The sequence below is a fragment of the Pontibacter pudoricolor genome, from assembly GCF_010092985.1.
In the GTDB taxonomy this organism is placed as follows: Bacteria; Bacteroidota; Bacteroidia; order Cytophagales; family Hymenobacteraceae; genus Pontibacter; species Pontibacter pudoricolor.
In genome coordinates this window covers 115598-127706 of record NZ_CP048106.1, presented here as the reverse complement: position 1 = coordinate 127706, position 12109 = coordinate 115598, and the positions used below count along the sequence as shown (strand labels likewise).

Annotated in this window: 12 protein-coding genes; 6 read left to right on the top strand and 6 right to left on the bottom strand. The window is 45.7% G+C overall.

The features are described 5' to 3' along the window. The first annotated feature begins 19 nt into the window (after positions 1-19). Positions 20-1096: an LptF/LptG family permease gene (locus GSQ66_RS00575; protein WP_162425671.1), complete on the top strand. Its 1077-nt coding sequence runs from the start codon at positions 20-22 to the stop codon at positions 1094-1096. Beyond that, on the top strand, positions 1096-2037 hold the full coding sequence (locus GSQ66_RS00570; protein ID WP_162425670.1) for a DMT family transporter: 942 nt from the start codon (positions 1096-1098) through the stop codon (positions 2035-2037). Before GSQ66_RS00575 ends, GSQ66_RS00570 begins: the two co-directional genes overlap by 1 nt. Here the strand turns inward: GSQ66_RS00570 and ispE are convergent. Next, the gene (gene ispE / locus GSQ66_RS00565; RefSeq protein ID WP_162425669.1) at positions 1993-2802 is read right to left on the bottom strand and encodes a 4-(cytidine 5'-diphospho)-2-C-methyl-D-erythritol kinase; all 810 of its coding nucleotides are present in this window, start codon (positions 2800-2802) and stop codon (positions 1993-1995) included. The two genes, GSQ66_RS00570 and ispE, sit on opposite strands and share 45 nt — an antisense overlap. Before the next feature lie 339 nt (positions 2803-3141). Here ispE and GSQ66_RS00560 point away from each other — a divergent pair, with 339 nt between their 5' ends. Further along, positions 3142-4278, top strand: a complete 1137-nt coding sequence (locus tag GSQ66_RS00560; RefSeq protein WP_162425668.1) for a DegT/DnrJ/EryC1/StrS family aminotransferase — start codon at positions 3142-3144, stop codon at positions 4276-4278. Positions 4279-4295: 17 nt separating this feature from the next. Here the strand turns inward: GSQ66_RS00560 and GSQ66_RS00555 are convergent, their stop codons facing one another. Further along, positions 4296-5426, bottom strand: a complete 1131-nt coding sequence (locus GSQ66_RS00555) for a trans-sulfuration enzyme family protein (RefSeq protein WP_162425667.1) — start codon at positions 5424-5426, stop codon at positions 4296-4298. A 126-nt stretch (positions 5427-5552) separates the two neighbouring features. On the opposite strand from GSQ66_RS00555, the gene GSQ66_RS00550 reads away from it, so the two are divergent. The 3 genes from GSQ66_RS00550 (at position 5553) to GSQ66_RS00540 (ending at position 8759) form a co-directional block, all read left to right on the top strand. Beyond that, complete coding sequence (locus tag GSQ66_RS00550; RefSeq protein WP_238395763.1) at positions 5553-7079, top strand: potassium/proton antiporter; 1527 nt, start codon at positions 5553-5555, stop codon at positions 7077-7079. Between the two features lie 115 nt (positions 7080-7194). Continuing rightward, complete coding sequence (locus GSQ66_RS00545) at positions 7195-8256, top strand: ferredoxin--NADP reductase (RefSeq protein ID WP_162425666.1); 1062 nt, start codon at positions 7195-7197, stop codon at positions 8254-8256. A gap of 122 nt (positions 8257-8378) precedes the next feature. Then, the gene (locus GSQ66_RS00540) at positions 8379-8759 is read left to right on the top strand and encodes a rhodanese-like domain-containing protein (protein WP_162425665.1); all 381 of its coding nucleotides are present in this window, start codon (positions 8379-8381) and stop codon (positions 8757-8759) included. 431 nt (positions 8760-9190) lie between these two features. On the opposite strand, the gene atpC is transcribed toward GSQ66_RS00540, so the two are convergent. The 4 genes from atpC to GSQ66_RS00520 form a co-directional block, all read right to left on the bottom strand. Then, positions 9191-9436, bottom strand: coding sequence for an ATP synthase F1 subunit epsilon (gene atpC / locus GSQ66_RS00535; protein ID WP_162425664.1), 246 nt, complete (start codon positions 9434-9436; stop codon positions 9191-9193). A gap of 96 nt (positions 9437-9532) precedes the next feature. Next, a complete protein-coding gene (gene atpD, locus GSQ66_RS00530) occupies positions 9533-11038 on the bottom strand; it encodes a F0F1 ATP synthase subunit beta (RefSeq protein ID WP_162425663.1) in 1506 nt (501 codons plus the stop codon). Positions 11039-11234: 196 nt separating this feature from the next. Continuing rightward, complete coding sequence (locus tag GSQ66_RS00525) at positions 11235-11744, bottom strand: hypothetical protein (RefSeq protein ID WP_162425662.1); 510 nt, start codon at positions 11742-11744, stop codon at positions 11235-11237. Positions 11745-11825: 81 nt separating this feature from the next. After that, positions 11826-12056 carry a hypothetical protein gene (locus GSQ66_RS00520; protein ID WP_162425661.1) on the bottom strand — a complete coding sequence of 77 codons (231 nt, stop codon included), beginning with the start codon at positions 12054-12056 and terminating at the stop codon, positions 11826-11828. Between the last annotated feature and the right edge of the window lie 53 nt (positions 12057-12109).

Here is a 12109-nt window from a genome sequence, read left to right as displayed (position 1 = left end):
CTCTTAAACTATAAATCATTTGAAGATTCTCGACTGGTACATACTGAAGAAGTTCCTCACCACGTTTGTGTTCGCGGTACTGATACTCGTATCCATCATCCTGGTAATCGACTTTACGGAAAAGAACGACGACTTTATACAGGAGAAGGTACCATTAGCTGAGATCATCTTTGATTACTACATCAACCTGATCCCGTTTTACGCCAACATGCTGAGCCCGATAACGGTGTTCATTGCCACTGTATTTGTTACGGCTAAACTTGCTTCCCATACCGAGATTGTAGCCATGCTGAGTAGCGGCATCAGTTTCAGAAGGCTGCTGGTACCTTATGTTGTGGGCGCTACGCTTATCGGTGCCTTAATCTTTGGTCTGATCGGTTGGGTAATTCCGAATGCAAACAAAAAGAGTGTGGCTTTCCAGGTAAAGTATGTAAAAAGCCCTTATACTTACGATAGCCGCAACATCCATATTAAAATAGCGCCAGATGCTTATGTGTATATGGAGAGCTACAACGTAAATGCGCATGTAGGCTACAACTTTGCCCTGGAGCGGATCGTTGGCACAACACTTAAAAGCAAGATCACATCAAACAGTGTAACCTGGGACCAGGACGCCGGAAAATGGCACATGGATTATTATACCCTGCGCACTTTTGATGGTGAAAAAGAGACGATCTATAAAGGGCAGGACCTGGACACAACGCTGAACATGCAGCCCAAGGATTTTGAAAGTACTTATAAACTGGAGCAAACCCTTACGCTGCCGGAGCTTAACAAACTGATTGATGAAAAGAAAATGCGCGGCGCCGATGACCTGGAAATATACCTGGTTGAAAAATACGAGCGCTTCAGTTACCCGTTTGCCATTATTATCCTTACCGTTATCGGGGTTATAGTTAGTGCCCGAAAAGCCCGTGGCGGTGTAGGAGTTCAGATCGCGCTTGGATTCTTTCTGGCATTTGTTTTTATCGTATTCGTGATTACCAGCCGCAGCCTAGCACAGGTTGGTGATATTCCGCCGCAGATTGCTGCCTGGATACCGACCACCGTTTTCACGGGGATCGGCTTTTTACTTTACCGTTTTATACCACGCTAATGCCTCGCTTAAGAGATTTTATTGAACTGCACTTTGTTATTTTACTGTGGGGTTTCACAGCTATACTTGGCAAACTAATAACTATACCGGCTGTAGAACTGGTTGCCATACGCACAATTATTACTGCTTTAGCACTTGCACTGATTATCTATAAAACAAAAGCTGTTTTCTGGCTTGGCAGAACTATAGGTCTGAAAATGCTTGGAGTTGGTTTCCTGATCGCTGCCCACTGGATCCTGTTTTTTGCGGCCGCACGGGTAGCATCTGTTTCCATATGCCTCATAGGTATGGCAACCTGCAGCCTCTGGACTGCTTTCCTGGAGCCATTATTTACAAAGAAAAAGATTAAGCCATACGAAGTATTCCTGGCTTTGCTGATCATATTCGGGCTCTACATCATCTTCCGCAACGAAACGGACTTTAACAGTGTGCTGGGTATCAGTATGGCGATCGGGTCTGCGTTGCTGGCATCCATCTTTACTATCATTAATGCCAACCTGGTAAAAAAGATACCATCTACAACTATAACCTGCTACGAAATGGGTGGGGCTTTCCTGGGTACTATCCTGTTCTTCCCGGTTTATACGATGTATTTTGCAGAAGGCAACCAGCTAAACTTTAGCATGGTTCCGATGGATTGGGTGTACATGGCAGTACTTATACTGGCTTGTACGGTGTATGCTTACACGGCTGGCGTAAGATTAATGCAGCGTATTTCTGCTTTTACCATGAACCTGACCGTGAACCTGGAACCTGTTTACGGCATTATCCTGGCTATTTTTATTTTTAATGAGGGCAGCCAGCTCTCTTCTGAATTTTATGTGGGGGCAAGTATAATTCTGCTGAGCGTATTCATTTACCCTGTCATAAATACGGTGGCTGAGCGTCGCAAAAAACTAAAGAAGGCCTTTCCAGAGGAGGTAATTTTCAGGAAAGATTAAGTTTGTCGGCGTATCGCCTTTAAATATACCATATACAGCAGAGCCCGAACCCGTCATGGACGCGTAAACGGCTCCTGCTTCGTATAAATTTTCTTTCAGGACTGCCAGCTCAGGGTACTTTGGGAAAAGTGATTTCTCAAAATCGTTGTGCATGATGTCTTTCCATAGTTTAATATCCTGTTTCAGGATCATTTCTATAGAGCAGACCGGCTTTCCCGGGGTAACACCGGCATAAGCTTCAGCCGTTGTGATATGGATTCCCGGATACACCACTACACAACTATAGCCGCTCAGGTCAAGGAGAGCCGGCATAAAAACGTCACCCCGCTCTACGGCAATTACGGGCTTATTCTCTATAAAAAAAGCACAGTCGCTGCCCAACTGGCGGGCATAATTCTGCAATTCTTCGGTAGGTAGATTAAGGTCAAAAAGCTTATTCAGGATACGCAGCACAAAGGCAGCATCGGCAGAACCACCGCCCAGCCCCGCTCCCATCGGAATAACTTTGTGCAGGTGCATGTGCACGGGCGGCAGGTTGTGGGCTTTCTCAAGTAACTTATAAGCTTTCAGGCAAAGGTTGGATTCGGTGTCTCCGGGCACTGGCAGGCCGCTCATGGTAAATGTATTCTGCGCCGCCGGTAAAACCTCCAGGGCATCGCACCACTGCACAGGGTAAAAGCACGACTCCAGGTTATGAAACCCATCAGGCCGTTTTTCGATGATCTGTAAACCTAAATTTATTTTTGCGTTCGGGAAGTCAAGCATCTCTGTAAGTAAAATTACTGCAAGTAAGCAAATAAAGAGAATTGTAGGCAGTTGTTCGGCTTCGTTTTTAACTAATCCATGCAAATATTAAAACATAGAGATAAAGCCAAACATCCTGAAATATAAATACGTAATGTTTAGCTGCGTGGGTATCCTACACTTAACTGCATCTCAGAAACATCATTTCAACACTGTTGATTTCGGTTAGAGCTTACTGTAAATTAAGTAAACTTGTCGGGATATCATGAATGCTTTCTTTACTTGCTGCCGGCAAAATTACGGTATGTTCTTCAAAAGATTTTCGCTTACTTGTATAGCACTAAACTGCCCTTTACCCAGATGACACAACTAAATTACAGACCAGGACGCATTTTTTTGTCGGTGCCCCACATGGGCGGACATGAGCGCAACTATGTGCAGAAAGCGCTGGAAGATAACTGGGTAACAACGGTTGGCCCCAATATACCCGGTTTTGAACATGACATCTGCCAGCATACCAACGCACAACATGCTGTTGCAGTAAGCTCCGGCACTGCAGCGTTGCATCTGGGTCTCAGGGTGTTGGGCGTAAAGCCCGGCGACGAAGTGATCTGCTCTACCTTTACGTTTGTAGCTTCTGCTAATCCCATTTTATATGTAGACGCCACTCCTGTTTTTGTAGACAGCGAACCCGAAACCTGGAATATGAGCCCGGAACTGCTGGACCAGGCCATAAATGCCGGTATAGCGCGTGGTAAAAAACCTGCCTGCATTCTGGTGGTGCATATCTATGGAATGCCTGCTAAAATGAAAGAGATCATGGAGGTAGCAAACCGTTATGAGATTCCGGTGATGGAAGATGCGGCTGAAGCACTTGGCTCCAGGTATAGTGGGCATCAGGTAGGTACGTTTGGCAGGATCGGTGTTTTCTCTTTTAACGGGAATAAGATCATTACTACATCGGGTGGCGGCGCGCTTATAACGGCAGACGAAGCATTGGCAAAGCAGGCTGTATTCCTCGCAAACCAGGCCAAAGAACCAGCTCCATATTACCTGCACTCACAAATGGGCTACAACTATATGCTCAGCAACATAAATGCAGGTATTGGTCGTGGGCAGTTAGAGGTACTCGAAAAGCGCGTGAAGCAGCGTCGCGAGATCTATAGTTACTATAAAGAGCAGTTGAGCGAAGTGGAAGGCCTGGAATTTGTACCTGAGCCAAAATTCTGTTTTACCAACCGCTGGCTGACTACTATACTATTACCGGAAGGCTTTAAACCAGAACAGGTACGCCAGGAGCTGGAGCATGATAACATTGAAACCAGGCTGCTCTTAAAACCAATGCACCAGCAACCACTCTTTGCAGACTGTGCTTACTTTAGCAACGGCACCAGCGACCAGCTTTTTGAGCGCGGCTTATGCCTGCCAAGCAGCAGCAGCCTTACCGAAGAGGACCTGGATAAAGTGGTAAAGGCCCTAAAGCAAATTCTGCTATAGTTTTTAGTATACGGAAACTATACGTTAGCCAAGCCTCTTACCAGATCAGCCAGTAGCTCTTCATCCTCTTCTATACCAACCGATAAGCGGATAACACCGGCTGTAATACCTATTTTTTGCTGTTGCGCTGCCGATAACGAGCGATGCGACGTACCTAACGGATATGAAATAGAGGTGCTTACCCCTGCCAGTGAAGGCGCAAACGGGATATGTTCCAGCCCATGCATAAAACGGTTCACAGCTTCTTTATCGTCTTTTATCCTGAAGCTCAGCATGCCGCCATACAGCCCGCTCCCCTGCTCTTTTGCCAACTGATGTTGTGGGTGCTTGCGCAGACCCGGATACCAGACCTGTTCTACTTTTGGATGCCCCTGCAGGAACTCAGCTATAGTTTGGGCATTAGAGCAATGCTGCTTCATGCGCAGGCGCAGGGTTTTAAGGCCGCGTGCTGCCAGCCAGCTTTCAAAAGGACTCAGGTTAAGCCCATAGGTTAACATCACTTTCTGCACCCGCTGCAGGTCTTGTTCCTCCTTGCAAATAACCACGCCCGCTGTTACATCACTGTGCCCTGACAGGTACTTGGTAACACTATGGATCACGATATCTGCACCTAAACCAAGCGGTTTGGTAACTATAGGCGTGGCAAAGGTATTATCGATGACCAGCTTTATGTTATGTTTTTGTGTTTCTGTAGCAAGGCGTCTGATATCAAATACCACCAGCAGTGGGTTGCTCATCGTTTCAGCCAGGAACAGGCGCGTATTGGGCTGCACCAACGCATCAAAACTATACGTATTCTCCGATGGCACATACGTCACCTCAATCCCGATCCTGCTCAGTTCCTGGGTAAGTAATGCCGAAGAACCTCCATAGATTTCTTCTGCGCACAGAACATGGTCACCGGCCTTGCAGATGGCCAGTATAGCTGCCAGTATAGCCGACATACCCGACGAGGTAACTATAGCTCCCACACCTTTTTCCAGTTTATTTACCTCATTTGCCAGTTCATCAGAATTTGGGTTGGCATAACGGGAATACATATAGCGCTGCCCCGGCTGTTCAAAGTATAGTTCCAGCTCGTTCAGGTCATCGAACGTAAAAACGGAGGTCTGGAAAATTGGGGTAGATTTTGGCGAGATTATAGGCATAAAGCGGGATTTGAAGCTAAAAATAAGCAGTAATTCTTATATTGCAAAGTACGTATGCCTTTCTGAAACTTGTTGGCTCTTTACATGTTTAAGTTTCTGTTACTATCCAATATACCTCTATACCATATGATTAATGTAGTACCTATGGAGATATCAGTAGAATTAATACTTTTCAGCATTTCCGTTCTTTTTTTCCTGAGCATTATGGCTGGAAAAGCCGGCTATAAATTCGGTGTTCCGGCATTATTGTTATTTCTATCGGTAGGTATGCTTTTTGGCAGCGATGGGTTCGGCTTTGAGTTTGAAAACATACAATTAGCCCAGACAATAGGAACTGTTGCCCTCTGTATCATTCTGTTCTCAGGTGGTATGGACACTAAAATTTCTGAGATAAGACCTGTTATTCTGCCGGGGGTAGTGCTTGCTACGGTAGGTGTTTTACTAACAGCGCTGTTAACTGGTCTGTTAAGCTGGTGGATACTGGGTGAAACGATAGAAGCAGCAGGCATAGGGCTTGCTACAGCATTGCTGCTGGCTGCTACAATGTCCTCCACCGACTCCGCTTCGGTATTCTCTATTCTGCGATCCAAAGGCCTGCACCTTAAAAATAACCTGCGCCCCCTGCTGGAACTCGAAAGTGGTAGTAACGACCCGATGGCCTACATCCTTACTATAACCCTGATCGAGATCATAAAAATGGAGGCCTCACCCAATTACCTGGCCGCAACCGGCATGCTTTTAATGCAGCTCATAATAGGGTTGGTTGCAGGTTATACACTGGGCAAATTAGCCGTAAAAGTAATTAACCGTGTACAGATCGATAACAGCTCTTTATATCCTATCCTGGTTTTCACGTTCTGTATCTTTATTTTTTCAGCCACTTACTTTATTAAAGGCAATGGTTACCTGGCGGTGTATATCGGAGGCCTGGTTATAGGCAATTCCAAATTTGTGCACAAGCGCTCTTCGCTTAACTTTTTTGATGGCATGGCCTGGATGAGCCAGCTGCTTATGTTCTTAACGCTCGGCTTACTGGTTAATCCCCGCGAACTTGTCCCGATCATCATCCCAGGTTTAATTATCAGCTTCATGATGATCTTTATCACGCGCCCGCTCAGTGTATTTTTATGTACGCTGCCTTTCCGTAAAATGACAATGAAGGACAGAACCTTTGTTTCCTGGGTGGGGCTCAGGGGAGCTGTTCCGATCATTTTTGCCATACTTCCATTAGCTGCCGAGGTTCCTCATGCGCGGCTCATCTTTAATATCGTATTCTTCTGTACGCTGGTATCGCTGGTTGTGCAGGGTACTTCGCTTTCTAAAATGGCTACCTGGCTGGGTTTAAGCGAACAACCAAACACACTTAAAAAACCGGAAGACTTTGATGTAGAATTTTCGGATGAGATAAAGTCCGTGATGACTGAGCTGAATATTACAGAGCATGCGCTAAGATCTGGCAATAAACTTATGAATCTGCCTTTGCCTGAGAAAACACTTGCTGTAATGGTTAAGCGTAATGGAAAGTATTTTGTACCAGGCGGAAAAACAGAACTTACCCCTGACGATAAGCTCCTGATCATTACAGATGACCACGAAGCCCTGAAAGAAACCATGAAGAACCTGGGGCTTGCAGATAAACCAGCTTCCAGCTAGCTGCGCTTATAGTTCGAACTATAGTTATTTCTAAGCTTACCTATAGTTTGAACTATACTTGCACCTTTAAAACTATAGTGCAAGCTAATTGCACCTTTTTGCGTATTCAAAAACTATGAGTGTGTCAGCTAAATCAGCAGAAAAAGCGCCTGGTTATTTACCTCTTACCATCAGCAGCATAAACGAAGAAGTTACAGGCGTAAAGGTTATTACTTTCAATGAAACAGTTTCCTATAAAGCAGGGCAGTACCTTACGTTGCTGCACCATGGCCCACATGGTGAGATCAGGCGCTCCTACTCCATTACCTCATCTCCGGTATTACAGGAGCCGCTTGCCATCGGCGTAAAAAGAATTGAGAACGGTTTCTATTCCCGACAGCTGGTAGACCACGCCCGTGTTGGTGATACGCTCCTGGCAAGCGGTACCGGCGGGTTATTTACCTTACCTGACGATATTCTGAACTATAAGCAAATTTTCTTCCTGGCTGCGGGTAGCGGTATTACACCTATCTTTTCGTTAGTTAAAACTGCACTACATGCGTACCCACATCTTTCTGTTGTATTATTTTACAGTAACAAATCTCCTAAACAAACTATGTTTCTGCAGCCCCTCAGGGAGTTAGCTGCCACCTTTCCTGGCCGGTTACACATTGAGTTCATCTTCAGCAACACGCCGGACCTGGGCAGAGCCCGCCTGCATAAAGATTACCTGTATAAGCTCATAGATCAGTTGGCTGCCGCCCCGCGCCAGCAGCTGTTGTTTTACTTGTGCGGCCCGCTCAACTATATGCGCCTGAGCTCTTTTGCGCTTCGCCAGTATGGCTTTTCTGCTAACCAGATCCGGAAAGAAGTTTTTAATGTAGATAAAACGCCGTTACCCAAACTTGTTCCACCGGACACCCGAGCACACCAGGTTACACTGCATATTAATGGCAAGACTACCCACATAGCATGTAAATACCCGGAAAACATCTTATCAAGTGCGCGCGAAGCCGGAGTTGTATTGCCTTATAGTTGCGAAACCGGCAAGTGTGGCAGTTGCCTGGCCAGGATATTAAAAGGCAAAGTTTGGATGGCTTATAACGAAGTGCTGACTGAACGCGACCTTCAAAAAGGCCTGACACTTACCTGCGTCGGGTACCCGGTAGAAGGCGATGTAGAACTGGAAATACTATAGTTGGTACCATACGTTATAGTTTCCCGTTTAATGAGCAGATACTTACCTGGTCTGATCTAATTGGCGAATAGTAGTATCATCAATGTTACGCGCTAAACATCAAACTATAAAACAGTAAAACTATGGCAAAGTCTGCAACCGATTTAGTAAAAGAAGCTAAACAAAACATCGAAAACCTGACACCGGCCCAGGTACACGAAGAATTAAAAAATGGGAACGCAACGCTCATTGATATCAGGGAGAGCGATGAGCTAAGCCAGAATGGAAAAATTGCGGGTTCGGTGCACTCGCCACGCGGCATGATCGAATTTCACGCAGATGAAACCCTGCCCTACCATAAACCGGAATTTGACAAGAACAAACGCCTGATCCTGCATTGCGCTTCCGGAGGACGTTCTGCCCTGGCGACTTCCACGTTAAAGCAAATGGGCTACGAAAACGTTGCACACCTGGATGGCGGATATAAAGCCTGGAAAGAATCCGGTTACCCTGTTACAGAATAAGTTTTGCCTCCAGTATTGAATTGTGGTTGTGTCCAAATTTTCTTCAGGGCTTGAGGCATTTGGTAGTATCCTGCCGGGTTAAAACCGTCCATGCCGCCAGTTTGAGCTCAGCGGTAACTGGTGGTTAACTATGGTGCCAGTTTGTAACTGGCGTTATCCGGAACCATAGTTTAGCCTGTCGCAAACTAGCCTTATGCTCAGCCGCAAGTTTGGCTCACACTAAACTTGCCGCATTTCACAGCCAAAGCGGCCAGAGTCTGCTGGTAGCTCACACTCGCGGGACGCGAGCGAGGGCGAGAAATAATATTGCCTTTGTTTGGTTAAACTATAGTCCGGTATTTAGTAAACTATAGCTACCCAACAGCCTGTAACAAAAAACGCCTTCTGCTCACAAAGAACAGAAGGCGTTTTGCTATTGTAAATAGATATCGTTACTCGATCACAGATTCGGCAAGTACAATGATCTTATTGTTCAGTACTTCTACCACACCGCCATCCACGGTAAAGAACTCCTGTCCTTTTTTGGTAGTTACCCGGATTCTGCCTCTTTCCATGGTGCTGATAAGGGGAGCGTGCAGGTCCAGAACCTCAAAAGAGCCGTTAGCTCCCGGAAACTGTGCTGCATCTACCTCACCGGCAAAAACCTTTCTATCTGGTGTGATTATCTCTAAATACATTTTTTTTTGTTCAGAGTTCAGAGTTAAAAGTTTAAAGTCAGAATGAGGTGATACCCACTCTTAACTATAAACTCTTAACTCTTAACTAATTCAAACCTATTTTGCTTCGGCAAGCAGTTTCTCACCTTTGGTTACTGCATCTTCAATGGTACCTACAAGGTTGAAGGCAGCTTCCGGAAGGTGGTCATACTTACCGTCCATGATCTCGTTAAAGCCTCTGATAGTGTCTTTGATATCAACAAGTACACCTGCAAGGCCTGTAAACTGCTCAGCTACGTGGAACGGCTGAGATAAGAAACGCTGCACACGGCGCGCTCTTGATACAACCAGCTTATCTTCATCAGATAGTTCGTCCATACCAAGGATGGCGATGATATCCTGAAGTTCTTTGTAACGCTGAAGAATTTCCTTAACGCGCTGTGCTGTGTTGTAGTGCTCAGCACCCAGAACGTCAGCAGACAGGATACGTGAAGTAGAATCCAGAGGGTCTACCGCAGGGTAGATACCAAGCTCAGCAATTTTACGCGAAAGTACTGTAGTTGCATCCAAGTGAGCGAAAGTCGTCGCTGGAGCAGGGTCAGTTAAGTCATCCGCAGGTACGTAAACAGCCTGGACAGATGTAATGGAACCACGCTTAGTAGACGTGATACGCTCCTGCATGGCGCCCATTTCAGTTGCCAGCGTTGGCTGGTAACCTACTGCTGAAGGCATACGACCTAAAAGAGCCGATACCTCAGAACCTGCCTGCGTAAAGCGGAAGATGTTGTCGATAAAGAAAAGGATATCGCGACCTGCACCAGTACCATCACCATCACGGAAGTTTTCCGCTACGGTAAGACCAGACAAGGCAACACGTGCACGCGCCCCAGGAGGCTCGTTCATCTGACCGAACACCAGCGTAGCCTGAGATTTCTCCAGCTCAGCCATGTCAACTTTCGTAAGATCCCATCCGCCGGCTTCCATAGAGTGCTTAAACTCTGCACCGTAACGGATAATGTCTGACTCAAGGAATTCACGTAGTAAGTCGTTTCCTTCACGTGTACGCTCACCAACACCGGCAAACACAGAAAGACCTGAATAAGCCTTTGCAATGTTGTTTACCAGCTCCATGATCAATACAGTCTTACCTACCCCGGCACCACCGAAAAGACCAATTTTACCACCTTTTACATAAGGTGCCAGCAGGTCGATTACTTTAATACCGGTGTAAAGGATTTCAGAAGAAGTTGCAAGTTCTTCGAAAAGAGGCGCAGCACGGTGAATTGGCAGACGCGTAGTAGTAGCGGGCTGCGGTATACCGTCAATTGCTTCGCCGATTACGTTGAACAGACGGCCATTAATGGCATTTCCAGTTGGCATAGTGATCGGGCCACCCAGGTCATTTACCTGTGCACCACGTGTAAGGCCTTCTGTAGAGTCCATTGCAATGGTACGTACACGATCTTCGCCGAGGTGCTGCTGCACTTCCAGCACGATGCGCTGGCCGCTTTCTTTTATTACCTCAAGCGCGTCGAGGATATTTGGTAGTTTTGCGTTTTCACCCGCAAAGCTAACGTCCACTACTGGACCGATAACCTGGGTAATTCTGCCAATATTCGCCATTTGACTTTTTATATTGATTAACTATTAAAACGGAGCTATTTCAGGGTGCAAAACTAATGCATAAATCTCTTAAAACCATATAACACACCAAAAACTTTTAACTTATTCAGTATCAAACTATAGTTAAAACAAAACACAGCTCCCCGGCAACCTCCTTTTGTTGCCGGGGAGCTGTGTAAAAAATGGCCTGGTTCCGTTACTGATCGATGCGAAGAACCCATTTACCAGGCTCGTTCATCACAAACCGGACTTCGCGATCGTACACTACAGAGCCCATCTTATTTACTGATCTGTATTTTATATAGCCCTCAAAAGGGAGCGAATAATTATCGAATCCCTGGAAGTTGCTTAAAGCTGTACTGCTGCCACTGCTGCCAATCATCTGCAGGTCTTCGAGGTTGCGCACCGGCATCCCTCCATCCATTACCACAACTTCTACATGGTTTCCCTCCTCCCCTTTTTTGGTTAGCATTACGCGCTGCACATTGCGCTTCAGTAATACTTTCGAGGATTTGGTCTCTACTTTTTTCGCGGATTTCTTTTTCTTCTTCTTTTCTGTTTTAGAAGCATGCAGCAGTGTATCCTGCGCCTGTACAGAAAGCCCGCTATCCAATGCAGCATGTGCATTCAGGTTATTATTTATTGTTGCCGGGCCTGCTCCTGCACCAGCCAGCAGTAAAAAAGAGAGAATGTAGATAAAGCTCATAACGGTAGATTTTGCCTTGGAAATTTATAATTATAAATATAATATTTCTATGTGCAACTACCAATAGTTTTGCCTCATTTCTTACAGATGCTTCAATAGCTCTATCTGATCGTCGTTAAGCAGGATGTACCTGTTGTTAAACGGGTTGGCATAAAACTTCTCAGCTATCACATACTCACCTGATTTAAGCTTGTGTATGTTATAGCTAAACAGGCTGTTAGAGCGTTCTATAACCAATTCTGTCGTATTAAGATCCAGTTCACGGCCACAGGTAGTCGTGATAAGCTCGCGGTTAGATGTTGTCGTTGGCATATTAAATAAAAGAATAAGGGAGTTCCTTCTTTACGGAACTGCTAGCAGTTGGT